Consider the following 26,942-nt stretch of genomic DNA (forward strand, 5'->3'; position numbering starts at 1 on the left):
ACGCGTACGCAAAAATGATTGTACTGTGATAAGAGTGGTTACTTAGTCACGTAGCTTACACAATTCAAAAAACCTCGCTTTTTGCGGGGTTTTGTCGTTTTTGCGCCCAAATAATCTGCAATAACTATGATTATCATGTGATTGTGGTGCATTTTCTTTCCGCTTCACACCCAACCCATCAGGGAGGGGGAGACTATGAAAATGAGCAATATCGCTTCTAATGCTTCCTACCTGGCGTCGGGTGGTAGTTTTATTTTTTGGGCTAAAGAGCTGATCGCCGGATTCACCCCTGATGAATGGACGGTGATTGGTGTGCTTGGTTCGTTATTCTTTATGGCCCTGACATTCATGCTTAATGCTGGCATCAAGATTTGGGATCGTCGCCACGGCTATAAACCGGATGGTGAGTGATGGCCTCGACAAAAAGCAAATTAAGCGCGGCTGTCCTGGCTCTGATTATGGTCACAGCACCAGCCACCATAATTCTTGATCAGCTTTTGGATGAGAAAGAGGGCAACCGGCTTGTAGCTTATCCAGATGGAAAGGGGATTTGGACTGTTTGCCGTGGTGCGACTCAAGTCGATGGCAAACCGGTAGTAAAAGGGATGAAGTTATCAGCAGACAAGTGCGCTGCGGTGAATCAGCTGGAGGCTGACAAGGCCATAAGCTGGGTAAAGAAAAATGTCCGGGTACCGCTGACTGAACCACAGATTGCCGGTATCGCTTCGTTTTGCCCCTATAACATCGGCCCGAGTAAATGTTTCACCTCCACCTTTTACCGCAAACTTAATGCTGGCGACCATAAAGGCGCATGCGCTGAAATCAAACGCTGGATATATGACGGCGGTAAGGATTGCAATATCCGCTCAAATAACTGTTACGGGCAGATTGAACGCCGTGCACAGGAAAGTGCGCTGACCTGTTGGGGGCTGGATGAATAAGGCCATTGGAATAGTTATTGCTGTGCTGGTGGTGGTTGTGTCGGCTCTGTTCTTTAACAGTTATCGCCTCTCAAATGATATCCAAAAAGCGGAAAAAGCGCTGAGTGATGAGCAAAACACGAATACGATTCTGGGAAATATCATTGATGCATACCAGGTGAATGAAGCCGCCAACCGCACAGCCACAACCCGCCAGCTAGAGAAAGAAAGGAAACTACGCAATGAAAGTGAAGACCGGCTTAAGCGGTTTCTGGCGGCGTCGTCAGATGATAAATGTGCTATTCAGCGCATGCCTGACGCTAGCATTAACATCCTGCGCGAGTAAGTCGGTACCACGCCCACCAGCTAATTGTCCTGTATTGCTACCGCCCGAATCAGCATTAACTGAATGCGAGGTACCGGAGTTCGTCGGTACCACTTGGGGCGATAGCGGGTTATATGCGCTGGTGTTGAAACGTGAGCTGCGGGTCTGTAAGGGGCGGCTGGATGAAGTGATTGGCTGGCGACAGAACATTGGTAGAAAACCGTAACTATTGGGTATCCATAACCAGCTGTCCTGAACTAGTATTTTCTCAAATCATATATATTAAATGTGTATGCCGACATCAGGTCACCATGAGCTTCAATGCATACACTTTTTTTCTTAAAACTCTTCGGAAATGAATGTTTTTGTTCTAGGGCATCAACGTAAAAGTTAACATCGGCAGCATTTCTTTCTAAGTACTTAACAGAACCGAATATGGGAGGACGGATCATGGTCCTTTGTTGGATGATATGAATGAAATGCGTAGTTGGAGATACTACCTTTCTTGAAATATCAGAAATGATGTCTTTTTGCACTTGCCCAATTAACAAATCTTTTGGGTAATGATGCTTTAGCTCTATCGTTGCTACATTATTGCCGTGATGTCCGCAAGTCATCATTGAATGATCGTAAAGTGATAAGTCCACAGCACCAAAACCAAATTTAGGATACTCACTAAGTGCAGTTAAATTGCTAATTTTATTGAGTATAATCACTAGTTCATCACGTATTTGTGTTTCATGTTTACGGTTATAAAAGTAGCAATTAAGGTCGTTTAACTTATGACGCATCCTCTCATGACTAATTGCAGCTATTAGTAAATCGTTAATCATTCCATTGCCTAAATTATTAAATCAGCTAATGAGGGGGATACATGTTCAAACCAGATTTAGGGGGTATTGAGTCGGTGTATCTAAATGCTGTGATCATTTGTTCAAAATAGCATTATCAATAGCATTCACTGAGTGCCATTGATAATGCGCAAGCAAAGCCATCAGTAACACCTTCCGCTCACCCTGAGCATGGTTGCTGGTGGTTTTTTTATTTAGGAAGGTGGGCGACCGCTGGTAGTTGTAGCTACTAACGGCCATTCATACCCACAGGATCGGTCATGAGTACGAACCAAGGCCCACTTGCTCTCGAGAGCAGGGTCATAATAGTTGGAACATGCAAAATGACCATAGTAAAAAATCAGAATAAATTAGAGATAGCCTATAAATCACTCAGTTCGTTGATTGTTTACGCAAAAAATGCCAGAACCCACTCAGCGGAGCAAATAGATGAAGTTGCGGCGAGTATTAAACAGTTCGGTTGGACAAATCCAATTCTTATTGATGAACGGGGTGAGGTAATTGCGGGTCATGGTCGTTTATTGGCAGCGGAACAGTTGGGTATGGAACAAGTTCCTACCATCACACTATCTGGGTTAACGGAACCGGAGAAAAAAGCCTATCGCCTTGCTGACAATAAATTGCCGCTGAATGCTGTATGGGATCAGGATCTCTTAACTTTGGAATTAAGTGATTTATTGGCAGAAAATTTTGACCTTGGTCTAACCGGATTTTCGTCTGATGAAATCGATCAAATGTTGAATCTCGATTTTCTGCCTGGTAACGAAGATGATCAGGGAAAGCTCGATCACCTGGATGCCAAACTCTGCCCACACTGCGGGGGTGTTTTATGACAACACTCACGGTGGATTGGGCGACTCATCAGGCGGCCAGCTTTGCATGCCTTAACTGGCATTATGCTAAAGCGGTTCCGGTCGGAAAATTGGTAAAAGTGGGCGCGTGGGAAGATGGGAAATTTATTGGTGTCGTTATTTTTAGCCGCGGGGCTAATAACCATATCGGGCAGCCATACAGTTTACAGCAGGACCAAGTTTGCGAACTTACCCGCGTAGCGTTACGCCAGCATATATCCCCGGTTAGCCAGATATTGGCTAAAGCGATTAAATTTCTCGCTGATGTTTGCCCCGGTCTGCGACTAATCGTCTCCTATGCAGATAAAGACCAAAATCATCATGGCGGAATTTATCAGGCCACCAATTGGATATATGAGGGGCTATTTGGGGCCGGAACGGTGGGTGCATTCATTATCAAGGGTAAGAAAACCCACCCGCGCAGTGTTTCTGCCAAGGGGGTAAAGCAAAACCTTGAATCAATCCGCCAGCATTTAGATCCCAACGCCCAAGAGTTTAAAACATCAGGAAAGCATAAATACCTGATGCCCCTCGACAAGAAAATGAAAAAAATCCTGATTTCACGTCATAAACCCTATCCCAAGAGGGCCTGACGATGGATAAGCCGACGCTCGATAAGGTGGAGGCATTGGCAGGGCGTGGGTTAACGGAACAGCAGATAGCCGACACACTGGAAATCGACATTGATAATTTAAGGAAAGATAAATCAGCAATCTCGCTTTATCGGCTGGCAGTGCGCCGGGGAAAAGCCAAAGGGATAGCGGATATATCCAATTCTCTGTTTATCAAAGCCAAGAAAGGCGACACGCGAGCCATGATTTTCTTGCTGGAGCATTTAAAACCTCAATAACATTTACCTACTGTCATTTCATCCATAAGGAAAATGATATGAACGATAAGCCTTATATTTATGCCGGAAGTCTGAATAATCGAGAGTTGAGCAATTGGTTAGCTCAGAAACTATTGGAACTCGGGTACCTTATTTCAAATGAGAATCAGCAAGCATCTCTGAACGAAAGGCTTGCCGAATTGAGTGATAAGCATCCCGAGGTTAGCGTTCTTGCACTTGCAGGAATATTTCGGCAATCGTCGGCTTCCACTCATGTTCCTGTAGGTCATCAAAAGCAATCTGAACTGTCCCTTCCTGATGTGACAAATATCTCTGAGCATCTTCAGGTAGGTTCGCAAGAATCAGCTCGTCCTGAAGAACAAAAAGGGAATCATTTAGGCTCATTTCCCGTATAACGGACAGTGGCCATTTGTATTTCATCAGGATTTTGTGGTGCAGGGCATTCTTACCTTGTAAAGGGAATACACCCGAACCGTATTTTTTACGGTGCTCATGTAAGAAAACATCCAATATAAATATCTGCATTGTTCTGTTATCGACTTTTAGGCTGTCATTTGCATCTGCGTAGCCAACGTTTTTGATACCACGAACTTCGTTGATATGATTTTTTATGCTGAACCATAAGTTTGAATAACCTGACATGTTGAACCTCCCAGTTCTTTGATGTGAGAGTTAACAGAATATACTGGGAATGGTTCAACACCAATTGTGTGAGTAAAAAATGAAAAAGCCGGATTGGGAGGCGATAAAGCGCGAATACTGTGCCGGACAACTTTCAATTCGTGCATTAGCTGAAAAGTACGGTGTCAGTGATACTGCAGTACGGAAGAGGGCTAAAGCTGATGAATGGCCTAAGCCCGAAAAGGTTCGCAAAACAGGTTCGCATAATTCCGGTGCGAACCTGCGAACCAAAGATAAAAAATCAATTTTGAAAATTGAAAATATCGAATTGCCTGAAATTGAAAATCAAATTGAAGAAAGCCGCTCTATCGCCAGTAGATACGGGCTTAACGATATGCAGGCAAAATTCGTCAGTGAGTATTTAATTGATTTGGATAAGACGGCTGCTTATAAACGGGCCGGATATAAATGCGAGGGATTAACCGGTGCTGCCGCTGCCCGTCGGTTGTATCGCCATGTATCGGTAAACAAAGCCATCCGCGATGCTATGGAAGCCAGAGAAAAACGGACGCATATCACGCAGGATGCCGTTTTAAATTGGTGGTGGGATATTGCCACGGCCAACGCCAACGAAATTTCAGAATTTCGCCGTTTATGTTGCCGTCATTGCTGGGGGATTGAAAATAAATACCAGTGGATTAACGAGCAGGAATATCAGGAAGAGTCGGAGAAAAGAACCAATAATGGAAAACCTGCGCCACTGGATGATGGCGGTTACGGTTTTGACAGTACGCTCGATCCCAATCCAGATTGCCCACGTTGTAATGGTGAGGGGCAAGGCAGGGCGCATTTTCATGATTCGCGAGATTTATCAGTTTCGGCACGCCGCCTTTATGCCGGTGTTAAGCAAGGTAAGTTTGGCTTAGAGGTCATTACTCGTAATCAGGACGACGCACTAAAAATGGTCGGGCAGCATTTGGGTATGCTGAAAAATAAAACTGAAATTAGCGGCCCTGATGGAGGGGCTATTAATCAGGTGAATTACACGCCAGAAGATTATTCGAAAGCCCAGCATATGTTAGAGGGCAAAATGCCGGATTTGGATTGAAATCGATAAAAAGTTAAATAAATATAATGTGTTAGTATTTTTTGTATGTAAAAAAATAACAAATGCTAGTTTTAGGGATGAGATCATATAACAAGAAAATATATTTGCTTAACGGACTGCTAGCTCAGAAAATGAGTCTTCAATATACGAATAGTTGAGGAAAACATGGCATCGATTACTGATTTTGAAGCATGGTTAGACAATGTAGATGATGAAACGGAAGAGGTTATGGCTCTTTACAGAGCTGTTTCTGATGTAGAAGACGTGGGGTTGTATAAATGTGAACCGGGAAATCGTCAAGATACTTGGATAGTTAGTTCTAATCATCATGCAGAAGATTTGTTTTTGGCATCATCAACTGCTAAAAGTGCCTTTCTTCACGCAATACATGAGCGCTTCGTTGGTGATGATGAAATGGATATGGAGTCATGGTATGGCTATAGATTAGCTATGGAAAATGACCGCTCATAAATTTTGATAATTTTTTGAGCAGGAAAAATATCGTATATTTAATTTAATCTTTGGCCCACATAATGTGGGCTTTTTTTCGTGAAACTATTCAAATAATAGCATTAAAAACCGTATCAACCGCTAAAGCCAAAGGCCCAACACATGAGCGATATTCTCGAATGGGAAAATCTGGATTTCCCGTCGCGTGTCGCCCTGAAATCCCGATCGGAAAAGTCTTTTCTTAATTTCACCCGCATTTGGTTTGAGCTGTTACAAAGTGACCGGTTACTGGTGAACTGGCATCATAAAATGATGGCCTCAAAGCTGGATGATTTGGTCAGTAACCGGCTGCAACCGCGCAACCTGATTGTGAACGTACCGCCAGGTGGGACTAAAACCGAGTTTATTTCGGTTCATTTGCCAGCCTATATCAATATGTTGGTGCAGACCGGCCAATTACGGCGCTTTCGTAACCTCAATGTGTCGTTTGCTGACACACTGGTAAAACGCAATAGCCGCCGCACCCGCGATATTATCGCCAGCCCTGAGTATCAATCACTGTGGCCTTGCCGCTTTGGTATTAATCAGGCGGAAGAGTGGGAAATCGTTAATAGCCGTGGCCGAATGGTGGGGCAGACGGTTTCCCGCTCCAGCGGTGGGCAATTAACCGGTGGTCGTGCGGGTTTCCCCGGCCCTGACTTTTCCGGCTTTGTTGGGCTGGATGATTACAACAAACCCGAAGATATGTTTTCGGCCACCAAACGGGCCAGTGCTAACCGTATTTTGGTGAACACCATCCGCTCGCGACGAGGTGATAAGAGCAAAGAGCATCCCACACCGTTTGTTTCTATCCAGCAAAGACTTCATACCGACGACGCTACCGGATTTATGCTGTCCGGCAAGATGGGGGTGGATTTTCACCACATCACTATTCCGGCGCTGGTCAGTGAAGAATACATCGATGCGTTGCCGGAGCCGTGGCGCTCACAATGCTGGTTCTCGGTTAAAAATAGTGAAAGCGTGGTGGTCGGCGGGGTGCGTTATTGGTCTTACTGGCCGGTAAACGAATATGTCGGTGACTTGCTGCGGCTGTGGGAAAGCGACGAATACACTTTCATGTCGCAATATATGCAGCGCCCACGGGCATTGACTGGCGGGTTAATTGATACCGACTGGTTTAAACGCTACACCCATTTACCCCCGCTGACTCACCGCGCCGTTTATGTTGATACCAACTCCGGCAAAATCGAAGATTACAACGATTACACCGTCTTTACCCTGGTGGGGATGGGGGTTGATGGCAATCTCTACATTATTGACAGTGTGCGTGGTCGCTGGGATCCAGAGGACTTACTGACCACCGCGCAAGACTTATGGGAGAAATGGCGGCCTTATAATCCGAAGCGCCCCGCGCCATTACGCCATATGGGCATCGAGGATAAGCAAGCTGGGCAAGGTCTGATTACCACGCTGGTAAAACGTAAAAGTATCCCCATCCTGACCATCCCGCGCGGCTCAGGCCAAAATAAGCTGATCCGCTGCCTGAATACTATTCCGCAGATGAAAACCGGTTGTGTCTATCTTCCGGCGCTGATGACTGACGACGGTCAAAAAATCCCGCAGGTTTATTACTGGGATGGGGCGGTGGCTGCCTCGACGGATTGGGTGCTGCCTGCACTGACGGAATGCGCTGATTTCTCAGCGGATGACAGCCATAAAAACGACGACATCCTCGATACAATTATGGATTCGATAGAGATCGAATTAATTGCTGGTGGCAGCATCAGTTATGACAAGTGGGTTTAACGATGAGTGAAAAACTGGATTTTGGCGGTAAACCCCGCATTCGCCTGACTGCTGATGGTTTGTCGAATGTGATGACTGGCATGGGTACCGACCGTGACCGGCGCATGTATAGCCGCTTTATGTATGGCGCGATGCAAGATTTTGCTGAGCTAGAGGCCGCTTATACCGAAAACTGGATCGCCCGTTCGATTATTGATATTCCGGTTGATGACGCCACCCGCGAATGGCGCTCATTTCCGTCAGATGATGCTACCGCACTACGCAATGCTGAAAACCAGTTCAATATTCAGGGGGTCACCCAAGAGTCCTTTAAATGGGCCGGATTGTATGGCGGGGCGGGGATATTGATGCTGACCGACCAAGACCTGTCTCATGAATTGGAATTAAAGAATATCAAGAAAGGCTCACTTAAGCGTTTGTTGGTGTTGGATCGCATGTTGATCAATGGGCAGCAATACAACGTTTCTAACCCGCTGGCTGAAAACTTTATGCAGCCGGATTACTACCTGGTAAACGGCGGTCAGCAGAAAATCCATTTCAGCCATTTTGTGCGAGCGCCCGGTGCGGCCTTGCCGATGCGTTTACGCATGATTAACGGCGGCTGGGATGATAGCCGCTTGAGGCGCTGCCTTGAGGATGTGAAAGATGCCGTTGCCGCCAAAGGGGGGATTTCTTCACTAATTCTCGAAGCCAATATCGACACCATCAGTAAAGAAAATCTGGCCACTGATTTAGCTTCTGGCGATATGGATGAGGCGATAGCCAAACGCTATAACACTTTCGGCATGATGAAATCGCTATTTCGGCTGGCGTTACTGGATTCCAAAGAAACCCTTGATCGCAAACAAATCTCTTTCGGTGGCTTGGGAGAGGTGTTGGCGGTGCTGATGGAGTGGACGGCGGGCGCATCAGGTATTCCGATGACTCGCATCTTCGGCGTACAGGCCAAAGGTATGGGGGATTCCGGGCAAGGCGATCAGAACAATTATTTCAGCACTATCAAAGGGGATCAGGAGGCGAAATACCGCCCGTTCCTAAAAAAGCTGGATGAGGTGCTGGTACGTTCGACCCTTGGCACCATGCCAAATGGTCTGGATTTTACTTTTGCGCCACTGTCGCAACCGAGCGATAGCGAGATATCGGCCCAGCGACTGGCTGATGCACAGGCTGATGATATCCGTCTCCAGCAAAAAGTGGTGTTGCCGTCACAGGTCGCCCGTAAGCTGATGGAGCAAGGGGTTTATGGTATTCAAGAAAATGACATCACCCGACTTGAAGATGATGAGTCAGCCGAGCGACAAGGTGATTATCAATTCCGGCTTGGCAACACTGCAGGCGATGATAAAAACCCAGCCGTTGCGTCGGAGGGCGCAACTCAGGCCAGTTAAACCGACAGATGAAACCGAACGTTATTATCGTGCTCAGTTACGTGAAATGGTTCGGATGATGGCCCAGTCGATTGATGAAGTATTAACACCGGTTCTGCGCCGTAATTACACCGCTGATAGTTATCTGGTCGATATCATCAAACAGTCAATCAGGCAGGCCGCCGACAAATTCAATAGCTCGGTGATGGGCCGTCAGGCTGACCGATTAGCCCAACGCGTGGTGAGTCGCGCAGAGTCTGAAAGCTCTGCGGCATTTGTTGAGCAAATTAATCGCGCTATCGGTATTGATATGACCTCATTAATGGTCAATGAATCATTAGTGGATTATTTCGATGCCTCGGTCGAAAGTAATGTCGCCCTGATTAAGTCACTGTCGACTGATTATTTCGATGATATTCAGCGCGAAGTGATGGACAGCATCACGCGCGGTGACTCGCTCAGCACCATGGTCAGAAATCTCCAGCAAGTGACCGGTGCCAGCTATCAGCGTGCGCATCTTATTTCCCGTGACCAAACCGCCAAAATCCGCAGTGATATTACTCACACTCGGCAGGTCGGCGCGGGAATTAACCGTTTCCGCTGGTCTACCTCGCAAGATGTAAGAGTGTCCGGTAATCCCGCCGGTAAATACCCACGAGCTAAAATCAAATGCTTTGAAATTTCTCGCAGCAATGTGGGTTATGGCGTGGGTATTTATCTTTGGTCGCGGGGCGCGGCTTATCACGGTGAAAGCGGATTATTCCCCGGCAGAGCCCATATTGGCTGCCGCTGCCATGCCATTCCCCAAATCAAGGGGCTTGATTACTAACAGGATATATTATGCGGATCACCGTTCGTGACCGCGTGTCCTTTCCGATTAATTCCCAACGAGAAATGACTCCTGAGGGCTATCTAAAAGTCCCCGGGCGGGTTGCTCGCGTCGGTGTGCAGCAATATCTCGCATCCGAACTGGGATTAAAAGACAGGCCACCCGGTCAAATCGTCAATGTGTACCGGCCACCGGCTGAGGTGTTTGATCCGGTCAGTCTAGCCAGTTATGACAATAAAGACGTCACCATTGATCACCCTGATGATTTGGTGAATGCCAAAACCTTTAAGCAAGTCACCGCAGGGCATGCTATTTCGTCTGGGCGACAGGATAGCGATGACCCTGATTATGTGGTGGTCGATCTGCTGATTAAAGATCAGTACGCCATTGATGCCATCAACCAAAATAAAGAGGAATTATCCGCCGGTTACACCTCTGAATACCGTTATGCCCCCGGTATCGCGCCCTGCGGTACTGCCTACGAATTTATTCAATGCACCATCACCATCAACCATATCGCACTGTGTGATCAGGCCAGAGCCGGACACCTGGCGCGGTTATTTGACCGTAAACCCAAGGGAGTAACCCCCATGTATAAAGTTGTGCTGGATTCCGGTGCGCGTGTAGAGGTGGCTGACGAAGCGACCCAGCAGCTGATCCAATCATCGATGGATGCGCTAAAAAAACGTGTCAGCGACGCAAAGGAAGGGCAGGAAAAAGCCGAAGCCGCCAAGGATGAAGCTGAACAGAAAAAAGAGGAAGCCGAAGCCAAAGCCGATGCCAAAGATGAAGAAATCGAGGCATTAAAAGAAAAATCGTCTGAGGATGCGATTTCGAAGCGGCTGGCCGATGTGGTGGCAGCGCGTGACTCTGCTATCAAAATTGCCGGTGCAGAATTTAGCTGTGACGCGGTAGACCCGCTGAAAATCAAACGAGCCGCGCTGGACAGTGCCGGGATCAAATGCCGCAAATACCCCTCATGGGATAAAGCGCCAGATGCTTATCTAGCGGCTTATTTTGATGCCGAAGAAGAGCGGCGCGAAAACGAGGATGACGATGATCCTGATGATAAAAATGAGGTTAATGACTCCATCATCAATTTGGGCCGCGATATGAAGAAAGTCAAAACCGGCGATGCACAAACTACCCGTGACAGTGTGCGCCAAAGCTGGCTGGACAAACGTTATGGCAAACAAGCGGAGAATAAATAATGGCGATTGCTCAGAGTGAATTCACCAAATGGCGCGGTAAAGCCTACGAGGGCCAAATTTCAACCACGGATGTCTGTGAAGTGGTTTCGCGTCGGGTGGAAACCAAAATGGTGTCATTTGGCCGTGCGGTGATCCGTGGGGTGGGCGCGCGTTCTTGTGCACCGGTCACGCCGACCACTACCGCCGCGCAGATCATCGGTTTTACCGTGCGCTCAATGGCGGTATTTAGCAACAGCGTGCCCACTAATCCCCCAGATTATGAAGTGGGTTATGAGGTCGATCATGTGGCGTCAATACTGCGCCGTGGGCCGATGTTTGCTTTGTGTGTTGATGGTGCCAGCGCCGGTGACACGGTAACCGTGATTACAGCCGTAGGGGTGAATCAGGGCCGGTTAACCGCAGGCGGTACCGGAGTTGAATTAGATTTTGTCCGCTGGATTGATGATGTCGTGGCCGGTGAAGTGGGCGAAATTCGCGTTGATGGCATTTTAGCGTCAACCGGCGTTCCTACTCCAGCGCCCGATAGCGGCGAGTAAAATTAAAGGAAAACATGTATGAAACGAAGTGTATTTGACGTCAGCCCAGTATCGGCGCTCTCTTTTCTGGTGCAACAGGCCGCCCATATTGAATCGGAAATTTACCGGCTGGAATATCCGCAGTTTAAGTACAGCACATTGCTGCCGCTGGATAACAGTGCGCCCGACTGGGTAAAAGTGGTGGCGTTCCGCTCGATTGATGCCCGTGGTGAGTTACAGATATTTGGCCCGAACTCGACTGACGTGCCGACGGTGGATATCGCCATGAATCAGGGCTTCCATGAGATCAAAACCGCCGCATTGGGTTACACCTATTCCATTGAGGAAATTGGTTTCGCCATGCTCAATAACGTCAATCTGGATGCGGAGCGCGGTCAGGCGGTGCGAGATGTGGTTGAACAAGGTCTGAATAAGATTTACTTGCTCGGTCACAATGACATTGGCGAGGGGCTGTATACCAGTTCCAATGTGGGTGTTGAGGCGGCTCCGGCGACCTTGGCCGAGTTGGTGGCTGCTATCCCTACCAAGGGTACCCAACCGATCCTTGATTTCTTTGGTGCCGCTTATAACCAGGTGTACCTGAAGAATACCGTCACGGTTCACCGCCCTAATGGTTTTGTTCTGCCCTCGGAACAACATCAATTATTGATGCGCACCCTGTTATCAACTCATAACGCTTCAAATGTCACCTTGCTGGAATTCTTGCGCACCAACTTCAAAGATATGGATTTTGATGATGATGTCTTGCTGGCCGGAGCCGGGGCAGCGAAGAAAGATCGCCTGGTGGTGTACAAAAAAGATATGCGAGTAGTGAAAGGCCACGATGTGATGCCGCTTCGCTTCCTCGCACCAGCCACACCAGACAACGTTAATTTCAAAGTGCCAGCCGTTTTACGTACCGGTGGCACGGAATGGCGTATTCCTAAAGCCGCTCACTATGTCGATGGGGTTTAATCATGTTTGAACTCACTAACTTGCACACATCACCGCTGACGGTGACCGATGAGGAAACCGGCCAGCGCATCACGATTGCTGTTGGAAATTCAGCGGCGGTGAATGGCGACTTTGCGGATCACCTATTTACTCAGGCAGGCATGATGCGGGCCGAACAATTCGATGCGCCGCTTAATAGGCATATTGATGAGAGTGAGCTGGATATCACTGCGGTGCGCGATGAATATGAAAACTTATTCGGTAAAAAAGCCCCCTCGGCAGCCAAAGCGCCAACCTTGCAAAAGGCGATTGATAGCAAAAAAGCCGAGTTGGTGCAGAGCGATACTACCGAGCCGGAAACCTCAGCGGATGATACCGATAACATTGATGACCCGTCCGCGTGACGGGTTTTTGATTTAGGGGGCGATGTGGATATTACTGCACAAATAGTGGCTGACTTTCGCGAGTATTACCCGGAGTTCAGCGATACCACCTTATGGGTTGAGCGCGAAGTGATTCAGGCATTGGAGGAGGGCGACTCGGAAACCGGCCAACGTTGGCTGAAATATCATGCCCGTCCGGCATCAATCAAAAAACGTGGCCTGTTTGCCTTTGCTGCCCACCGGCTGGTGATGCGTAAAAGGGCTATCAGTGGTGATGTTGGGGCGGCTTATGCCATCTCATCAAAATCGGTCGGTGATGAATCCACCTCTTTTGCGGTTCCGGCGGTGACTGCTGACGATCTCAATATCAATGGTGATTTACCGCTGACCACCTACGGAGTGGAGTTCCTGCGCTTGCGCCGCCGAGCCGGTACCGGAGCCATGATGGTATGAAACTTCGGGCCGAAGTGCGGGGCGGGACAAAACTGGCGCAGAAATTGCGCCAGATCCATCAACGTGCAACCGCCAAACGTCGGGTGCTGGTGGGGCTGCCGGAGGGGACTGGGGTGTATGAAGATGGTGCTCCCATCGTGGTGATTGGTGCGGTACAGGAATTTGGCTCCGCTGACGGGCGTATTCCTGAGCGCTCATTTCTGCGGGTTCCACTGCGACAAAATCAGGACAACATAAAAAAAGCCTTTCGTGTGCTGACGGCGCAGGTCACTCGTGGCGAAATCACGGCATTCCAAATGCTGGATCAGATTGGTGCGCGTGCGGTGGGTTATTGCCAGGAGGCGATCGAAGCCGGTATTCAGCCCAAAAATGCTGACGCCACCGTTGCAGCTAAAGGCTCGGCAACACCGCTTATCAGGCATGGTGATTTAAAAGGCGCACTGACTCATATCGTGGAGGATTAATCATGTTCGGTAATGGTCTGGATATGCACGGGCATATTGATGCCACCTTTAATTCGCCTATTGAGGGCGGTATTCGGTTGATTCGACCAACTGCCGGTGACTATAGCGGCCCCGGTGGTATTTGGCAGCAAGGGGAACCGCAGGTCATCGAATTGCAGAAGGTGAATGTGCAGTCAGCAAAATGGAAAGATATTCAAATGCTGATCGGCATGGGCGGCACGGCTAACCCGCAGGATCTGCGAGTGGTGCACATTAACGATGGTGTGCATTATCTCTGGCCTGATGACGAGGGGAAATTTAGCGATTTACTGGAATTCAGCGATGGGTTGGCAATGCGGCAATGGCGGGTAGTAGCTTGCGATAACCGGCCTTGGCGCAGCTTTTGCCGTGCCTTGGTTGAACGTTATCGAGGTACTGGCTGATGGAAACCATTGAAGAGATGTATCCGGTATTTCAGCAACTTATTTCACTCGCCGCTGTAGTCCCCCTCGACCGTGTTGTATTAGCCGATCAAGGTCGTAACCCACCGACTGGTAATAGCTTATATGCCACTTATAACCCGGTGCCGGTTCGAGCCTATGGGCAAATACGGCGCAAGCGCGAATTTATCCCGGCCATTGCTGAAACTGATCCGGCGCTAGCGGAGGATTGGCAAGACTTGCAAGAAACGTCCTGTACCTCAATGGAGTTTTTGCTGTCGGTGAATTTGCTCAATACGGGCGCGGCAACCGCTGCTATGCATTTAGCCAATGCCAATTTCCTGACGCCCGTCAGTGATTATCTGTTCCGTCACAAAATCGCCTGGCGTTTCTCCAGCAATTTCCGAAATTTCACCGGACTGTTACAAGCCGGACTACAGCCGCGCTATCAGGCTGACATCCATCTATTCATCGAAAAAACCGCATCCTACGCGCTGTTACGCGCCGCAGGGTTTGACATTCAAATTAGAGAAAGAGACAGCTCTTATGGCTTATCCGGTTGATAATATTATCCCCGTCAATCTTATTCTGACGGCGGCAGGGTTGGGCTACGGTGATTTTTCCAGTGCACTCACTTTTGCTGATCCGTCAGATTTAGTTGAAGGCGGCGAGTTTGCTGCAGATTCATTCCGTGACTATGCATCATTGCCAGAACTTGGCGCTGATTTCCAAACTGACAGCCCGATTTATTACATTGCCACCCGCTACTTTGCGCAAATTCCCAAGCCGCCACAAATTACCGTCTGGATGAAAAACGAAGAAAATACACTGTTGGAAATTGTGAATAGCGCCACTGATCGTATTTGGCGTTATCACTACTTCTTTAAAGCCAGCGATTTAACCAGCAATGACATTATTCTCCAGTTGGCCGATTGGTCTGATGCCAATAGTCATCCGGTCTGGTGGACATTTAGCGCTAACGATATTGCTGACCAGAACAAGGTGGAGGATGTGGTATCACTGCTGAAAAGCAAAGGTAACCGCCATGTGTTTGCAGGCTATAAAACCGCTGAATCCGTCATTACTGACCCAACCCAAGCCTATTCAATGGTGCAATTGGCGGCGGCGTTCCATAAATTCAGACCAACAGGGTTAAACACTGCTATTACCGGCGAGTATCAGGTGTTACCGGGTGTGATGGGCGATGATATGGCCACCAGTGCTTACAATGCCTTAAAAGCCAAAAACGCGGTGTTTTTCACTAAAATTGAACTGGCCGGGCAAATTGATAACAGCCGGGTGATCAACAGTAAATCGATGTCGTCCTATGGCGAATTTATTGATGATGTGGTCAATCTGGATGTGCTGAAAAATCATATCCAAGTGGATGGCTACAACTATATTGCCAATGTCGGCACCAAGCGCGCACTGACACCACGCGACTATGACGGATTGCTGTCTACGGTTGCCGCAACCTGCAAACGCTTTTTCAATAACGGGGTGCTCGGTACCGGCTCTTATGTTGATCCTGACGATGGCGTGACGAAAGTGGCTGATTTTGGTTTTGTCATCCGTTCGCGCCCTGAGGATGTCCTTGCGCTGACCTCCGACCAACGTAAAAAGCGCGTTTACCCGTTAACCACCCTGTTAGTGATTTTAGGCCGTGCCGGTCATATCGCTGAAATCAATGCCACCGTGGAGTAATTCCTTATGACCATGCACAGATACGGCGCTGATGGCTCTAACCTCACCGTCTTTGGTATCCCGATTGATGATTTTGGTGATACCGACCCACCGATCACCATTGAAGATTTAGAACCCCGCGCCGCGCTAAAACGCGGTATCGGCGGCACGTCAGTACGGCTGGACAATAAAACCCGCGCCAAACGCTTGACCATCAACCTGATCCCCGGTTCGGTGCAGGCGCGGCAGTTATTGGCGGTGGAGAAATCCGGCATTGATGCCACCTTTACCTTTTCACAGACCGGCACTGATGAACGCTTTGCCGGGTTCGACGGCATCATGACTAACCGTGGCTCAGCCACCCGCGCCGGGAAAAGTGGCGTGTCGGATGAACAATTTATTTTTGAATTTGCTGACTCAGAGGAAACCTAATTATGGGGCGTCAAATTGAAGTCGTGATCGGTGACACCCTTTTTCGCGGGGCAACATCGCCGGCCAGAGATCAGGTGGAAATGCTGCAAATCGCCGCTAAGTCTGGTTTGTTACCGGCGATCAATCCCAATGTCACCGCAATGGGTTTGGCGGCCAGTTTAGCTTCCGTCGATATGATGAGCTTAAACCGCTTGAAAGAGCTGTGTTTTAACAGCGGTAGCATCGTTCGCCAATCCGATAACATCCCGGTGGGCGAAAACCTATTCCAAGATGAGGCCCATAATTACCTGGTATTGCTGGGACAGGTACTGAGGGAAAATATCGGCCCTTTTTGGCAACTCAGCGGCGAGGGAAAAAGCGCGGAAAACAATCCGCAGCACCCTCCCGCGTAGACTGGTTTTTATGGCGACCCTGCGCCGGTATCGGGCAACACTGCCCGCCACTGGCAAGGTGGTCAGATATGCTGGATGGCACTTACACCATTGATGATGTGCAACTGATGCATGATGTGTTGGATGAGATTATGGAGGCTGCGAATAAAAGCAGGAATAGTTAATTACTCAATAGGTTAAAGGTATCTACCTTTTGTGTGGTTATTTGATAGATGGAATCTATTTGCAGGTAAACCTATATGCATATACTGTATTTAAATACAGTATTGTAATGTAACTGTTCAAATTTCCAGATAACCATTCTTTGAGCATGCGTATATTATGTTGCTATACAAAAATTTATGCATGCATAGGGATAATAATGAGCATCATAACTGTGGAAGCAAAAACAGATTTCTTACAAGTGGTATCTAAAGATAACCCTTATAATGCATTAGCAGAGATTGTCTGGAATGGTTTTGATGCGTCGTCTGATATTGTTAAAGTATTCACTAGAGAAAATGGCTTAGGTGCTCTAGAAAGTATTGAGGTACATGATGCTGGTACAGGTATTGATCCAGCGAAGCTAAAAGATTTTTTTGGTGGGTTAGGGGGATCATGGAAGAAACAGGCCAAAAAGCTCGGTAATAAAATTTTACATGGAGAGAAAGGGAGGGGGAGATTTAAAGCGTACGCAATTGGTGAGCGAGTCGAGTGGCAAACGAAGTTTAACAACAACTCTAATGTTATTGAGTATGTTATTAAAGGGGATGTTAACTCTATAGCTCAGGTTTTACCTTCAGTCCCTATTATCGCAAAAGGACAATCAGGAACGATAGTTACAATTTTAAACCCCATTCCTGAAGCATCAGTATTATTAAATCCTGATGTAAAAGAAAACTTGGCAAAAATATTCTGTTTCTTTTTAACAAAGTATCCGAAGAAGAAATTATTTATCAATAACATTGATATATCACCTTCATTAGCACAAAAAAACATTACAGAATATAATCTTGGTGATGTCTCTTTAGATAATGGAAAGAAGGTGGAATTAAAGATATCTATAATAGAGTGGCATAAAAAAGCTGAGAGAGTCATTAATTTTTGTGATGAAAATGGATTCTCTCTTGGTGAATATAAATTAGCTCAAAGAGTCAAAGCACCTAACTGTGATTTTTCTATTTATGCATCGTCCTCATATTTTAGTGAACTTAATGATGGCGGTGTTTTGGAAACAACTGAGTTAGATGTTAACACAAGGCATGTTGTTGAAATTATAATTGATAAAGCAAGAGAACATTTCCTACAAAAAACTCTTATTGATAAAAGTAGAATTGTTGAAGAGTGGAAAAGAGAAGACATTTACCCATATAATGATGAGTTACAATTTAATCCTGTAGAAGATGCGGAAAGAAAAGTATTCGACATATTAGCTGTTAATGTACAAAGCTATTTGAGTAAATTTGAAAAAGCAGACAAAAAGACAAAACAATTCACATTTAAGCTGCTAAAACAAGCAATTAAGGATAATCCTGATTCGGTTCAAAAAATTATTAGTGAAGTTCTAGGCTTAAAAAAACAAGAACAAGATGAATTGGCTTCTCTACTGGAAAAAACCACACTATCTACAATCATTAGTGCATCTAAAGCAGTCGCGAATCGTTTAGATTTTATTAAGGGGTTAGAACAGCTACTTTTTGATACTGAAACTAAAGACAAACTCTTAGAGAGAGATCAACTTCATAAAATTCTTGAGAAAGAAGCATGGATATTCCGGGAAGACTTTCATTTAACAGGAAGTGAAGAGAATTTAAATGAGGTGTTGAATAAACATTTGGATCTACTTGGTACCAGATGTAGTGATGATTCTAAAGTACTTAGGCCTGATGGTTCTTCGGGAAGAGTTGACCTGATGTTAAATAAGGCTCGAAAACCAAGTGAAGGGAAACTTGACCATCTTGTGGTAGAACTAAAACGTTCTTCTAAAAAGATTGATTCTTCAGTAATTGCACAAATAAAAAGTTATGCGTTTACTGTTGCTACAGATCCTCGTTTTGATAAAGCAAATACAAGCTGGACATTCATTGCAGTATCAAATGAATTCGATGCATTTGCAGTAGAAGAAGCAACTCAGGATGGTCGCGCGCGAGGTCTTATACATGACAAAGGCAACATTACTGTATGGATATATACTTGGTCTGAGCTTATTAATATGGCAAGGGCAAGATTGAACTTCTTCCAAAAACAACTTAATTATGAGGCAAATAGAGAAAGTGCTACTAGATATCTAATTGAAACGCATAATAAGTTCATTCCTACAGTAGATGAAAAGATGATGAAAAAGACAAAAAATCATGCCTAGTATTTTATCTAAATATTATTGATCAGTTTTTAACTGCCAAAGTAGTACATTTTAAGTACATACTAGACCCGCCATTGTGCGGGTTTTTTTACACCTAAAATATGAGGTTTCCATGTCAGAGACAATTGATTCTCTATTGGTTTCCCTTGGCCTGGAAACAGATGCAAAGAGCTTTCAAACAGCCAATGATGCCGTTAAAGGGATTAAAGACGGCATATTGCAACTGGCCGCCGCAGCCGGTACCGGTGTTGGGTTAAAAGCACTGACTGCTGATTTATCTGCCTCAGTATTAGAAATGGACAGGCTGAGTAAGATTACCAACTTTACCGTTAAGCAGATTGACGGCCTACGTTATGCGATGCGCAGTCTTGGTCTTAGTCCGGATGCGGCTAATCAGATTGTGCAGAAAATCCCTGACCTGCAACAGCGTGCCAGACAAGGGGAGTTAGGCGATAAAGCCTATTGGAATGGCGCGTTTAACCCGACGGAATTTGCCAATAAAACCGGTATGGACTCGCTCAAGTATCTTATAGATGCTTACGGCAAAATGGATAATGACCAGCGGCGAAATCTGCGTAGTGGAATTGGCAGCGGTGATAATGATCCTTTTACCCGCTTACTGGAAGGCGGCAGCAAGGGGCTTAATGGCTCACTGAAAAATTTTGAAGAGTTATATAAACCGCTCGATCCCAAGCTTATTGACTCAGCCAACGAGTTTAATAAAGAGATGGCGGATCTGGCGACTAACTTTGACAATCTGGCCCGTTCAATGGGGGGCGACTTACTGCCAATCATCAATGCGTTATTAGAAAGTATTAATCAGTTTATTAAAGAAAATCCCGAAGTCTCAAAAGCGATTTTGACTGCGGCCGGTCTGGCCGGTACCGCCAGTGCATTAAAGTTTGTCGGCGGCATGCTACCTGGCGGTGGTAAGCCACCCGCAGGTGCAGCGGGTGGGCGCGGCTGGTTGTCACGCTTGCTGGTCAATCCGGTCACCATCGGCGCGGCGGCGGCATTGACGCCCGGCAATATTTTCACCAGTGCCGACGATGCCAAAGCTATGAGTAATCCCGAAGCGCTTAAACGCCAGAACTGGGCTAAAAATAACCCCGGAGTGCCTTACCCCAGTGATACCAGCGACCTTAATAATCTGGTTGATGATCCGAACGTTCGCCAGTATCTGGAGGTGCTATCCAAAGCCGAGGGAACCGCCAGTTATGCCAATTCTGGCTATAACACGATGTTTGGTGGCGACCAATTCTATGACAGCAGTGATCACCCACGGCAATTAAAAGAATTCACCCAAACAGACGGCACTAAAAATAAAACCTCGGCTGCCGGGCGCTATCAGTTCACCAGCAGTTCTTGGGATGATGCCGCCAAAGTGCTCAATTTGACCGACTTTTCACCCCGCAGTCAGGATCTCGCCGCGTTGTTTCTTATTCAACGTGCCGGTCAGCTAGAAAATGTGACGAACGGCAATTTTGCTGATGCCACCAGCGGGCTTGGTGGGGTGTGGGCCTCGCTACCTTCATCAAATTACGCTCAGCCCAAACGTTCATGGGAAGAGATTCAGGGCTACAGCGACCGCCAAACAACCCCTATGCAAGCAGTCACCGCATCCGCACCCCGTGGTGATGTCAGACTGGAACAACACAACATTATCCATGTGGGTACCGTGGGCGGTGATAGTGAATCGATCCGTGACGGGGTGCTACAGGCCACAACCCAACTGGCCCAGCAAGCACGCGATATGATGCATACGGAGCACTACTGATGGCTATTACCGGACTATTTACCCGTAACCGACCGAAAATCGGCAATCTCTATTTTGATGCATTACTGGAAGAGTCGAGCGAGCTGCGTACTGATGTCAGTGAGTTTCCGCTGGAAGATGCCAATACCGCCCACGATAACGCGGTTACCCGCGCGCTGGCGCTAACCATGATTATCGGTGTGTCGGATAACTGGTTTCGTGAACTGCTGGCCCAGCAAGATAGCAGCATTGCCGGACTACTGGGGGCCGGAGCCAGTATCACTACTGGTATGGCGGCCAGTTTGCTTTCTGGCCGGGCGGCGGCGCTGGCAGGGGTGGCTGCTTCGGTTGGCACCAGTCTGTATTCCGGCAGCTTGGGATCACAATCGCGCTCAACACGTTCGCAAAATTTACTCGAGCAATTGCGTGAATTACAGCGTTCACATACGCCGTTCGAATTAGTGGCCAGCCGTGGAGCCGCCTATAAAAATTGCCTGATCACCAATACCCGCACCCAATTGAAAAAAGAGAATGAGGGCGGGCTGGAGATTGTGGTTGAACTGTTGCAGCTCAATATTATTTACGACACCGTTGCTGAAACCAATGACAACTTACCCTATGGCGATAGTGCTGCCACTCAGGGGCAACGTGAATACTCATTTGGTGAAGTTTTTGTCGAGGCCACGTAATGAAAGTTATCCCATTAAATAATGGTTACGCGGTGCAGCGTTTCCGAGTGCAATTAAATAATCACTATTTGGTTTTTCGTTTGCACTGGCTCACCCGTTTTAATTATTTCTGCGTCGATATTTATGAGCGGGGCGAACCGGTAGTTTTGGGGCGTGCTTTGCATATTGGCGTTAATTTATTGGCGGGACTCAATACCGATATTGGCCTACTGATATTAGCCGGGGAGACCCCGACTATCGGCAATCTTGGCATTAATAATCGCCTGACATGGTATCCCGATAATGAGTAGCTATTTTGGCCGCAATTACTTACTGACCATTACCCCAGTGAGTGGCGATGAACTTACCTATCAGCCGCCATTAGAGATCCGTTTTGCTGTCGATAATACCCCGCAGAATGTCGATGCTACTGCCAGAATCACCCTATACGGCATTTCAGCACGCACCCGCGCCTTGATCCAGCGCTATGACGACAAAGAAAAACGTTATGGCAACCTGGTATTAAAAGCCGGTTATGGCGACAACATCGGCACGATATTCAGCGGACGCATTCACAATGTCGAAGTGGTCAAAGAGGGGGTAAATACCTGCCTGCGGTTATATTGCCGCACGATTGGGCTGGCATGGAATACCACGATATTTAAAACTTGGGGGGCGAATACGCCTGCTATTGCAATGCTGAAAGATGTCGCCGCGGCTTTTGGGCTTGATGTTGAAGTGATTGGTGACTTTTCCGACTTACCGCGTTTTGCCACGTCCTATAATTCCGGTGGCCGCTTGTGTCGCGATATTCTCGATAGCGTAAAAGATGACTGGAAATATTACTGGATGATCACGCCATCAAGGGTGCTATTAGCCAGAGAGGGGGCTGCCAGAAAATGGGCTACCCATGAGATCACCGCGAAAAATGGTATGGAAAGTGTCCCACGTTGGTATCTCAGTACCATGGAAATTGACGTCAAAATGAATCATCAAATTCAGCCGGCCGATGTGATTAATGTCACTTCAAGTTTTTGGACGATTAATTTTAGCGGCATGTATAACACCGACCTCAATAATCTGGCGAATATTCAGCAGCAGACCGGCCAGTTTAATGTGCTGCGTACCTACCACGAAGGTACTTTATGGGGTGATACATGGAAAACCACGCTGATCAGTCAATGGCGAATGCCCTGAGGTAATGATGATTGAGAGCAACCCGCTGTATAGCACCATGATGCTGCTCAAGCGCGATATGATACGTGACCTGATGATCGGCATGCCTGGTAAAGTCATTAGTTATAACGCCGATTTGCAACGCGCAGTGGTGGAGTGCGGCATTCAGCGTCATATCGGTGACGGTCAATTTAAGACACTCCCCGTTATCGAACATGTGCCAGTGCAATTTTCTGGCAGTGCCGAATGGACGGTTTTTCATGAATTACCTACGGGTACCGAGGGCTATATTCATTTTAGCCAGCGTTCTATCGACAATTGGCTTAGTCAGGGTGGGCCGGTAGCACCACTGGATGCACGGATGTTTAATCCATCCGATGCTTTCTTTGCTCCTGGCTACCGCTCACAACAAACCGCGATTGCGGGCTTGCCGACCGAGGGGATTGGTTTAAGTAACAAAAGTGGCGGGGTACGTATTCACCTCACCGATGCCGGAATGACTTTGATGGCTGGCGGTACCTCATTGGCGCTTACCGAATCTGGCATGAGTTATAGCGGCCCTGAATTTACCAATAATGGGCAAACCACCCTTAATGGTCGTACTGAGGTCACTCAAGGTGGCTTGGCGGTTGGCGAACTGGAAGTTGGCGACCACGACCACGGCGGCGTGCAACACGGCAATGATCGCACTGATGGGCCGCAATAGCTCATTACCCTGATTGAATCCTACCTATTATCGCCCTGGCTTATGCCGGGGCTTTTTGTTTCCGGAGGCACTGTGATCCGCAATTTCCAAGATGGCGACATTGTTACCCACGGCAGCCCGTTCGCTAGCGGTAAAGAAGAAACCCGGCAAGCGATGATCTGCTGCCTGCGGTTATTTCTTGGTGAGTATTTTCTTGATGCCACTGAGGGAACGCCGTGGTTCCAAAGCATATTGGGCAAAACCTCACGCGACATTGCCGAAGCCAATATTAAACAGCGCTTATTGGCGGCCAAAGGCGTGCTGACTATTAACCGCTTTGAAATGGATCTCGATATGAAGAATCGCAAAATAACGATATTTGTCGCAGTGATTGATATTAATAACGACGCATTCGATTTCCTGTTCACGGAGGATCTTATCTAATGGCCACCATTAATCGTGACGGGGCCAGCGGCACCACGCTGAGTGAATATCTGGATACTATGCGCCAGCGCTATCTTGCTATTGATGATGGCTGGAATATTAACCCGGAATCGCCGGATGGTCTGGCAATAGCGGTCTGGTGTGAGGCATTAGCCAATCTCGATGAAGCGGTTATTAATGCTTATCACGCCTCCGATCCCAATTCAGCGATTGACCAACAATTAGACCGCATTGCCGCGTTCGCTGGAATCAAACGCAAAAATGCGACCTATTCAACCGCCACCGTTAATTTTAGCGGCATCGCTTTTACGCCGATCAATGGCGGGACAATAATCAGAAATAGGGCGACTAATACCTTATGGGCGACCGATGGTGATGTTATTACTGATGCGGCAGGGAATGCGACGGTAAATGTCACTTGTACGCTGGCAGGCGCGCAGGGGGCCAATAGTCATAATCTGACCATTATCGCCACACCGATCGGCGGCATTACTGCGGTGACAAATAACACTGCAGCGTCAATGGGGTTGGATAAGGAAACTAATAACGCATTTCGCATCCGGCGCAATGAATCAGTGGCGTTACCTGGCTCCAATCAGATTGATAATATTTATGCGGCGCTGGTCAATATTGATGATGTTAAACGGGCGCGGATTTATGAAAATTTTGAAGATCAAGCCGACGACAATGGGGTGCTCGGTCACTCAATGGCGATATTTGTTGATGGTGGCAGCATCGAGGATGTTATTAACAGTATTGCCATCAATAAAAGCCCCGGTTGTGGGTTAAACCGTTATAACACTTTCCCCAATAAAATCTCGTTGGATACTGTTACCCCAAAAGGTAACCCGATCACCGTAACCTTTTTTCGCCCCCAACTAATACCGGTTTATGTACGGGTTGAGATCGCCAGTCATAGCGAATTTATTGACGAAGAGATAAAACAGGCGATTGTCGATTACAGCATCACCGGCTTTGATCAAACCAATGGCTTTTCTAAGTTAGGTTTTAAAATTGGTGAAAGTATTGGCGCGGGCCGTTTATTTACCCCAGTCAATTATCTGGTGGCCGGTAATGGCTTTGTGAATGCGATTACCGTTGGTACTGCTGTCGAACAGGTCAATGAGAGTGCAGTGAGAATAGCCTTTAATCAGCTCGGGGTGTTCAGTACTGAGAATATCGAGGTGGTTTATGTATAACCACCGTAAAAAAGCGTTGTCACGGATTTACCTGCAATATAAAAATGCGCCGAAACTGCTTGAATGGATCAGTATTTTACCGGACATCAGCCAATCTTCACTGGAAGAGCAGATCACTAAAATCAATAACCTGTTGGATATTGATAATGCCGAGGGCGATCAACTGGATATCTGTGGCCGCATTGCCGGATTTACTGAGCGGCCACTCATTCGCAGCGATTACTTATCGATATTTGCTTATAACGGTACCGGCGGCGCACAGCCCTCTAATGTCGCGCCGTATAAAGCCCCGCATGAACAAATCGGCAAAGTTCCGGTGTCGGATTATCTCTATCGCATATTAATCAAAGCCAAGATCCAGAAAAACAACACCAACGCCACCTTGGATGAAATCAAAACTGCCGTTGATTACATTCTGGATGTTAATTCCGCCATCATCGATGGGCAGGATATGACCATGAAAACTATCTGGGTCGATAAACCGATCCCCGCTAATGTCTTAGTACTTATTCAGCTATTTGATTTAATCCCGCGACCGCAAGGCGTCAAAGCCAGCCTGATCCGCGTTAACCATCATCCCTTTGCCTATAAAGGCACCTTCGACGCTCAGCCATACGGCATGGGCGCTTATATCTAATTGGAGCCAATATATGGCCAGAAATGACAGCTTTAATCAGCCGTGGGCCAGTGTGCCTGCACAATTTGAACGCCCCGGCGATGGACTGATTGCGCGTGGTTGGGCAGGGGGGGCATCAGAAGATCCGCCCGAGGCCAAGTGGGAAAACTGGTGGCATAACCGGGTGGATTTAGCCTTACAGGAATTGCAAAACCTCGGTCAGCTGATTTGGTTTACTGATGCCCCTTATCAGGCCGGGGCGAGAGTGAACCACGGTGGCAATAGCTATATTGCATTATCAGAAAACACCGGCGTAGAACCCACTGGCACATTAGATATTGGTGTGTGGCGTAAAGAAGGGGCCAGCACCTATTTGCAGACGGCTAATAACCTCGCTGAAATCGCGGCTGCAGGGCCAGAAGCAATAGCTGCCGCCATTGCTAACCTTGGCTTAACGGATACCGCAGCCATTGCCACCAATGCATTACAGAAAAACCAAAACCTCAACGATGTAGCAGATAAAACCGCCGCACGAACCAATTTAGGGCTTAAAGGGGCGGCAGTGCTGGATATCGGAAAAACTGCCGGTACTGCTGCCGCTGGCGATGATAGCCGGATAGTAAATGCAGTCCAGTCTACCAGTACCGCTATTAGTCTTCCCGGCACTCTGACTACGGCAGGTAACTTAAAAGGCTCAGGAGTGATAGCAGAAGGTACTGTTTATGCGGGTAATACTGCCGCATGGCTAGGAGCTGACGGTAATATCTACGGCCCGCTCTGGGGCGGTTACTTATCTACCTACTTGTCTAACCGCACAGACCACCGAGTCAGGGCGTGGGCGGCAGTGCAAGGAAACGGCACAATTATTAGCTCATTTGGCTTTGCTGCGATAAACCGTACCAACGTTGGCGGCTATAACTTTGTCATGTCAACGTCAAACGGCGCGTATGCGGTAACGGCTGGGATTAATGGCGGCACGCAAAATGGTGCATTAAATGCTCACTCCGCCAATATTTGGAATAGAACGCCTAATTCATTTAGCATTCAGAACGCCCGCGATGGTGGTGTAAGTTATGACTGGACTGACTGGCCGGAATTTTATGTCATCGTTGTTGGCCCGTAAGGAATAAAAAATGGAAAACCTAATTAATCAAGAGCAACCAGACAACGACG

The 26,942-nt window shown here is 47.4% G+C and carries 35 protein-coding genes; 33 read left to right on the plus strand and 2 right to left on the minus strand.

From position 1 onward, the window contains the following. Positions 1-195: 195 nt before the first annotated feature. Genes ACNSO8_RS21470 through ACNSO8_RS21485 form a run of 4 tightly spaced genes read left to right on the plus strand, consistent with a single transcriptional unit; the run spans position 196 to position 1,471 of the window. Positions 196-411 carry a phage holin gene (locus ACNSO8_RS21470; protein WP_046050627.1) on the plus strand — a complete coding sequence of 72 codons (216 nt, stop codon included), beginning with the start codon at positions 196-198 and terminating at the stop codon, positions 409-411. Next, a complete protein-coding gene (locus ACNSO8_RS21475; RefSeq protein ID WP_418395817.1) occupies positions 411-941 on the plus strand; it encodes a lysozyme in 531 nt (176 codons plus the stop codon). The genes ACNSO8_RS21470 and ACNSO8_RS21475 overlap by 1 nt, the downstream gene beginning before the upstream one ends. After that, complete coding sequence (locus ACNSO8_RS21480; RefSeq protein ID WP_418395818.1) at positions 934-1,266, plus strand: DUF2570 domain-containing protein; 333 nt, start codon at positions 934-936, stop codon at positions 1,264-1,266. The genes ACNSO8_RS21475 and ACNSO8_RS21480 overlap by 8 nt, the downstream gene beginning before the upstream one ends. A gap of 34 nt (positions 1,267-1,300) precedes the next feature. Further along, entirely contained in the window at positions 1,301-1,471 is a 171-nt protein-coding gene (locus ACNSO8_RS21485; protein ID WP_193588404.1) for a hypothetical protein, read from the plus strand. A 31-nt stretch (positions 1,472-1,502) separates the two neighbouring features. Here ACNSO8_RS21485 and ACNSO8_RS21490 read toward each other — a convergent pair whose 3' ends face one another. Beyond that, positions 1,503-2,078: a hypothetical protein gene (locus ACNSO8_RS21490; RefSeq protein ID WP_025378498.1), complete on the minus strand. Its 576-nt coding sequence runs from the start codon at positions 2,076-2,078 to the stop codon at positions 1,503-1,505. 278 nt (positions 2,079-2,356) lie between these two features. Here ACNSO8_RS21490 and ACNSO8_RS21495 point away from each other — a divergent pair, with 278 nt between their 5' ends. The 3 genes from ACNSO8_RS21495 to ACNSO8_RS21505 are packed head-to-tail and all read left to right on the plus strand — an operon-like array spanning position 2,357 to position 3,797. Next, positions 2,357-2,929, plus strand: coding sequence for a ParB/Srx family N-terminal domain-containing protein (locus ACNSO8_RS21495; protein ID WP_418395819.1), 573 nt, complete (start codon positions 2,357-2,359; stop codon positions 2,927-2,929). Beyond that, positions 2,926-3,540, plus strand: a complete 615-nt coding sequence (locus ACNSO8_RS21500) for a hypothetical protein (RefSeq protein WP_025378496.1) — start codon at positions 2,926-2,928, stop codon at positions 3,538-3,540. Before ACNSO8_RS21495 ends, ACNSO8_RS21500 begins: the two co-directional genes overlap by 4 nt. Before the next feature lie 2 nt (positions 3,541-3,542). Then, positions 3,543-3,797 (plus strand): hypothetical protein, encoded by a 255-nt coding sequence (locus ACNSO8_RS21505; RefSeq protein WP_042546137.1) that lies wholly within the window; start codon positions 3,543-3,545, stop codon positions 3,795-3,797. 201 nt (positions 3,798-3,998) lie between these two features. Here ACNSO8_RS21505 and ACNSO8_RS21510 read toward each other — a convergent pair whose 3' ends face one another. Beyond that, positions 3,999-4,439 (minus strand): ECs1072 family phage-associated protein, encoded by a 441-nt coding sequence (locus tag ACNSO8_RS21510; protein WP_025378494.1) that lies wholly within the window; start codon positions 4,437-4,439, stop codon positions 3,999-4,001. A 79-nt stretch (positions 4,440-4,518) separates the two neighbouring features. On the opposite strand from ACNSO8_RS21510, the gene ACNSO8_RS21515 reads away from it, so the two are divergent. The 26 genes from ACNSO8_RS21515 (at position 4,519) to ACNSO8_RS21640 (ending at position 26,892) form a co-directional block, all read left to right on the plus strand. After that, on the plus strand, positions 4,519-5,526 hold the full coding sequence (locus tag ACNSO8_RS21515) for a terminase small subunit (RefSeq protein WP_418395820.1): 1,008 nt from the start codon (positions 4,519-4,521) through the stop codon (positions 5,524-5,526). A gap of 165 nt (positions 5,527-5,691) precedes the next feature. Beyond that, on the plus strand, positions 5,692-5,997 hold the full coding sequence (locus tag ACNSO8_RS21520) for a hypothetical protein (protein ID WP_418395821.1): 306 nt from the start codon (positions 5,692-5,694) through the stop codon (positions 5,995-5,997). Positions 5,998-6,138: 141 nt separating this feature from the next. Further along, the gene (gene terL, locus ACNSO8_RS21525) at positions 6,139-7,782 is read left to right on the plus strand and encodes a phage terminase large subunit (protein ID WP_418395822.1); all 1,644 of its coding nucleotides are present in this window, start codon (positions 6,139-6,141) and stop codon (positions 7,780-7,782) included. A 2-nt stretch (positions 7,783-7,784) separates the two neighbouring features. Continuing rightward, positions 7,785-9,170, plus strand: coding sequence for a DUF1073 domain-containing protein (locus tag ACNSO8_RS21530; protein WP_418395823.1), 1,386 nt, complete (start codon positions 7,785-7,787; stop codon positions 9,168-9,170). Next, positions 9,121-9,978 (plus strand): phage minor head protein, encoded by an 858-nt coding sequence (locus ACNSO8_RS21535; protein WP_418395824.1) that lies wholly within the window; start codon positions 9,121-9,123, stop codon positions 9,976-9,978. Before ACNSO8_RS21530 ends, ACNSO8_RS21535 begins: the two co-directional genes overlap by 50 nt. An 11-nt stretch (positions 9,979-9,989) precedes the next feature. Next, positions 9,990-11,189 (plus strand): DUF2213 domain-containing protein, encoded by a 1,200-nt coding sequence (locus ACNSO8_RS21540; RefSeq protein ID WP_418395825.1) that lies wholly within the window; start codon positions 9,990-9,992, stop codon positions 11,187-11,189. Next, positions 11,189-11,725, plus strand: a complete 537-nt coding sequence (locus ACNSO8_RS21545; RefSeq protein ID WP_418395826.1) for a structural cement protein Gp24 — start codon at positions 11,189-11,191, stop codon at positions 11,723-11,725. Before ACNSO8_RS21540 ends, ACNSO8_RS21545 begins: the two co-directional genes overlap by 1 nt. 18 nt (positions 11,726-11,743) lie before the next feature. After that, on the plus strand, positions 11,744-12,679 hold the full coding sequence (locus ACNSO8_RS21550; RefSeq protein ID WP_408574956.1) for a DUF2184 domain-containing protein: 936 nt from the start codon (positions 11,744-11,746) through the stop codon (positions 12,677-12,679). Positions 12,680-12,681: 2 nt separating this feature from the next. After that, positions 12,682-13,062, plus strand: coding sequence for a hypothetical protein (locus ACNSO8_RS21555; RefSeq protein WP_418395827.1), 381 nt, complete (start codon positions 12,682-12,684; stop codon positions 13,060-13,062). A gap of 24 nt (positions 13,063-13,086) precedes the next feature. Continuing rightward, positions 13,087-13,494 carry a DUF4054 domain-containing protein gene (locus ACNSO8_RS21560; protein ID WP_418395828.1) on the plus strand — a complete coding sequence of 136 codons (408 nt, stop codon included), beginning with the start codon at positions 13,087-13,089 and terminating at the stop codon, positions 13,492-13,494. Then, a complete protein-coding gene (locus tag ACNSO8_RS21565) occupies positions 13,491-13,958 on the plus strand; it encodes a hypothetical protein (RefSeq protein ID WP_418395829.1) in 468 nt (155 codons plus the stop codon). The genes ACNSO8_RS21560 and ACNSO8_RS21565 overlap by 4 nt, the downstream gene beginning before the upstream one ends. Positions 13,959-13,960: 2 nt before the next feature. Next, complete coding sequence (locus tag ACNSO8_RS21570) at positions 13,961-14,380, plus strand: hypothetical protein (RefSeq protein ID WP_050535624.1); 420 nt, start codon at positions 13,961-13,963, stop codon at positions 14,378-14,380. Further along, complete coding sequence (locus ACNSO8_RS21575) at positions 14,380-14,940, plus strand: LIC_12616 family protein (protein WP_418395830.1); 561 nt, start codon at positions 14,380-14,382, stop codon at positions 14,938-14,940. Before ACNSO8_RS21570 ends, ACNSO8_RS21575 begins: the two co-directional genes overlap by 1 nt. After that, positions 14,924-16,081 (plus strand): DUF3383 family protein, encoded by a 1,158-nt coding sequence (locus ACNSO8_RS21580; protein WP_418395831.1) that lies wholly within the window; start codon positions 14,924-14,926, stop codon positions 16,079-16,081. Before ACNSO8_RS21575 ends, ACNSO8_RS21580 begins: the two co-directional genes overlap by 17 nt. 6 nt (positions 16,082-16,087) lie before the next feature. Next, positions 16,088-16,492 carry a hypothetical protein gene (locus tag ACNSO8_RS21585; RefSeq protein ID WP_025378479.1) on the plus strand — a complete coding sequence of 135 codons (405 nt, stop codon included), beginning with the start codon at positions 16,088-16,090 and terminating at the stop codon, positions 16,490-16,492. Between the two features lie 2 nt (positions 16,493-16,494). Then, positions 16,495-16,884, plus strand: a complete 390-nt coding sequence (locus tag ACNSO8_RS21590) for a hypothetical protein (protein WP_418395832.1) — start codon at positions 16,495-16,497, stop codon at positions 16,882-16,884. 361 nt (positions 16,885-17,245) lie between these two features. Next, entirely contained in the window at positions 17,246-19,225 is a 1,980-nt protein-coding gene (locus ACNSO8_RS21595; RefSeq protein WP_050535629.1) for an ATP-binding protein, read from the plus strand. Between the two features lie 112 nt (positions 19,226-19,337). Further along, positions 19,338-21,002 carry a glycoside hydrolase family 104 protein gene (locus ACNSO8_RS21600; protein ID WP_418395833.1) on the plus strand — a complete coding sequence of 555 codons (1,665 nt, stop codon included), beginning with the start codon at positions 19,338-19,340 and terminating at the stop codon, positions 21,000-21,002. Further along, positions 21,002-21,670, plus strand: a complete 669-nt coding sequence (locus ACNSO8_RS21605; protein WP_019079697.1) for a phage baseplate protein — start codon at positions 21,002-21,004, stop codon at positions 21,668-21,670. Before ACNSO8_RS21600 ends, ACNSO8_RS21605 begins: the two co-directional genes overlap by 1 nt. Beyond that, positions 21,670-21,960 carry a phage baseplate plug family protein gene (locus tag ACNSO8_RS21610; RefSeq protein WP_418395834.1) on the plus strand — a complete coding sequence of 97 codons (291 nt, stop codon included), beginning with the start codon at positions 21,670-21,672 and terminating at the stop codon, positions 21,958-21,960. Before ACNSO8_RS21605 ends, ACNSO8_RS21610 begins: the two co-directional genes overlap by 1 nt. Beyond that, on the plus strand, positions 21,953-22,846 hold the full coding sequence (locus ACNSO8_RS21615) for a hypothetical protein (protein WP_050291212.1): 894 nt from the start codon (positions 21,953-21,955) through the stop codon (positions 22,844-22,846). The genes ACNSO8_RS21610 and ACNSO8_RS21615 overlap by 8 nt, the downstream gene beginning before the upstream one ends. Positions 22,847-22,853: 7 nt before the next feature. Next, a complete protein-coding gene (locus ACNSO8_RS21620; RefSeq protein WP_418395835.1) occupies positions 22,854-23,531 on the plus strand; it encodes a Gp138 family membrane-puncturing spike protein in 678 nt (225 codons plus the stop codon). A 72-nt stretch (positions 23,532-23,603) separates the two neighbouring features. After that, positions 23,604-23,954, plus strand: coding sequence for a hypothetical protein (locus tag ACNSO8_RS21625; RefSeq protein WP_418395836.1), 351 nt, complete (start codon positions 23,604-23,606; stop codon positions 23,952-23,954). Further along, entirely contained in the window at positions 23,954-25,153 is a 1,200-nt protein-coding gene (locus tag ACNSO8_RS21630) for a baseplate J/gp47 family protein (protein WP_418395837.1), read from the plus strand. The genes ACNSO8_RS21625 and ACNSO8_RS21630 overlap by 1 nt, the downstream gene beginning before the upstream one ends. After that, complete coding sequence (locus ACNSO8_RS21635) at positions 25,146-25,790, plus strand: DUF2612 domain-containing protein (RefSeq protein ID WP_418395838.1); 645 nt, start codon at positions 25,146-25,148, stop codon at positions 25,788-25,790. The genes ACNSO8_RS21630 and ACNSO8_RS21635 overlap by 8 nt, the downstream gene beginning before the upstream one ends. Before the next feature lie 13 nt (positions 25,791-25,803). Then, a complete protein-coding gene (locus tag ACNSO8_RS21640) occupies positions 25,804-26,892 on the plus strand; it encodes a hypothetical protein (protein ID WP_418395839.1) in 1,089 nt (362 codons plus the stop codon). Positions 26,893-26,942 lie beyond the last annotated feature (50 nt).

This window comes from Yersinia sp. LJYL362, assembly GCF_048323875.1.

What these genes read in the sequence shown, in the direction of transcription:
- ACNSO8_RS21470 (WP_046050627.1), top strand. Translation starts at nt 196, where the DNA reads ATGAAAATGAGCAATATCGCTTCTAATGCTTCCTACCTGGCGTCGGGT.
- ACNSO8_RS21475 (WP_418395817.1), top strand. Translation starts at nt 411, where the DNA reads ATGGCCTCGACAAAAAGCAAATTAAGCGCGGCTGTCCTGGCTCTGATT.
- ACNSO8_RS21480 (WP_418395818.1), top strand. Translation starts at nt 934, where the DNA reads ATGAATAAGGCCATTGGAATAGTTATTGCTGTGCTGGTGGTGGTTGTG.
- ACNSO8_RS21490 (WP_025378498.1), bottom strand. Translation starts at nt 2,078, where the DNA reads ATGATTAACGATTTACTAATAGCTGCAATTAGTCATGAGAGGATGCGT.
- ACNSO8_RS21495 (WP_418395819.1), top strand. Translation starts at nt 2,357, where the DNA reads ATGAGTACGAACCAAGGCCCACTTGCTCTCGAGAGCAGGGTCATAATA.
- ACNSO8_RS21500 (WP_025378496.1), top strand. Translation starts at nt 2,926, where the DNA reads ATGACAACACTCACGGTGGATTGGGCGACTCATCAGGCGGCCAGCTTT.
- ACNSO8_RS21505 (WP_042546137.1), top strand. Translation starts at nt 3,543, where the DNA reads ATGGATAAGCCGACGCTCGATAAGGTGGAGGCATTGGCAGGGCGTGGG.
- ACNSO8_RS21510 (WP_025378494.1), bottom strand. Translation starts at nt 4,439, where the DNA reads ATGTCAGGTTATTCAAACTTATGGTTCAGCATAAAAAATCATATCAAC.
- ACNSO8_RS21515 (WP_418395820.1), top strand. Translation starts at nt 4,519, where the DNA reads ATGAAAAAGCCGGATTGGGAGGCGATAAAGCGCGAATACTGTGCCGGA.
- ACNSO8_RS21520 (WP_418395821.1), top strand. Translation starts at nt 5,692, where the DNA reads ATGGCATCGATTACTGATTTTGAAGCATGGTTAGACAATGTAGATGAT.
- terL (WP_418395822.1), top strand. Translation starts at nt 6,139, where the DNA reads ATGAGCGATATTCTCGAATGGGAAAATCTGGATTTCCCGTCGCGTGTC.
- ACNSO8_RS21530 (WP_418395823.1), top strand. Translation starts at nt 7,785, where the DNA reads ATGAGTGAAAAACTGGATTTTGGCGGTAAACCCCGCATTCGCCTGACT.
- ACNSO8_RS21535 (WP_418395824.1), top strand. Translation starts at nt 9,121, where the DNA reads ATGATAAAAACCCAGCCGTTGCGTCGGAGGGCGCAACTCAGGCCAGTT.
- ACNSO8_RS21540 (WP_418395825.1), top strand. Translation starts at nt 9,990, where the DNA reads ATGCGGATCACCGTTCGTGACCGCGTGTCCTTTCCGATTAATTCCCAA.
- ACNSO8_RS21545 (WP_418395826.1), top strand. Translation starts at nt 11,189, where the DNA reads ATGGCGATTGCTCAGAGTGAATTCACCAAATGGCGCGGTAAAGCCTAC.
- ACNSO8_RS21550 (WP_408574956.1), top strand. Translation starts at nt 11,744, where the DNA reads ATGAAACGAAGTGTATTTGACGTCAGCCCAGTATCGGCGCTCTCTTTT.
- ACNSO8_RS21555 (WP_418395827.1), top strand. Translation starts at nt 12,682, where the DNA reads ATGTTTGAACTCACTAACTTGCACACATCACCGCTGACGGTGACCGAT.
- ACNSO8_RS21565 (WP_418395829.1), top strand. Translation starts at nt 13,491, where the DNA reads ATGAAACTTCGGGCCGAAGTGCGGGGCGGGACAAAACTGGCGCAGAAA.
- ACNSO8_RS21570 (WP_050535624.1), top strand. Translation starts at nt 13,961, where the DNA reads ATGTTCGGTAATGGTCTGGATATGCACGGGCATATTGATGCCACCTTT.
- ACNSO8_RS21575 (WP_418395830.1), top strand. Translation starts at nt 14,380, where the DNA reads ATGGAAACCATTGAAGAGATGTATCCGGTATTTCAGCAACTTATTTCA.
- ACNSO8_RS21580 (WP_418395831.1), top strand. Translation starts at nt 14,924, where the DNA reads ATGGCTTATCCGGTTGATAATATTATCCCCGTCAATCTTATTCTGACG.
- ACNSO8_RS21585 (WP_025378479.1), top strand. Translation starts at nt 16,088, where the DNA reads ATGACCATGCACAGATACGGCGCTGATGGCTCTAACCTCACCGTCTTT.
- ACNSO8_RS21590 (WP_418395832.1), top strand. Translation starts at nt 16,495, where the DNA reads ATGGGGCGTCAAATTGAAGTCGTGATCGGTGACACCCTTTTTCGCGGG.
- ACNSO8_RS21595 (WP_050535629.1), top strand. Translation starts at nt 17,246, where the DNA reads ATGAGCATCATAACTGTGGAAGCAAAAACAGATTTCTTACAAGTGGTA.
- ACNSO8_RS21600 (WP_418395833.1), top strand. Translation starts at nt 19,338, where the DNA reads ATGTCAGAGACAATTGATTCTCTATTGGTTTCCCTTGGCCTGGAAACA.
- ACNSO8_RS21605 (WP_019079697.1), top strand. Translation starts at nt 21,002, where the DNA reads ATGGCTATTACCGGACTATTTACCCGTAACCGACCGAAAATCGGCAAT.
- ACNSO8_RS21610 (WP_418395834.1), top strand. Translation starts at nt 21,670, where the DNA reads ATGAAAGTTATCCCATTAAATAATGGTTACGCGGTGCAGCGTTTCCGA.
- ACNSO8_RS21615 (WP_050291212.1), top strand. Translation starts at nt 21,953, where the DNA reads ATGAGTAGCTATTTTGGCCGCAATTACTTACTGACCATTACCCCAGTG.
- ACNSO8_RS21620 (WP_418395835.1), top strand. Translation starts at nt 22,854, where the DNA reads ATGATTGAGAGCAACCCGCTGTATAGCACCATGATGCTGCTCAAGCGC.
- ACNSO8_RS21630 (WP_418395837.1), top strand. Translation starts at nt 23,954, where the DNA reads ATGGCCACCATTAATCGTGACGGGGCCAGCGGCACCACGCTGAGTGAA.
- ACNSO8_RS21635 (WP_418395838.1), top strand. Translation starts at nt 25,146, where the DNA reads ATGTATAACCACCGTAAAAAAGCGTTGTCACGGATTTACCTGCAATAT.
- ACNSO8_RS21640 (WP_418395839.1), top strand. Translation starts at nt 25,804, where the DNA reads ATGGCCAGAAATGACAGCTTTAATCAGCCGTGGGCCAGTGTGCCTGCA.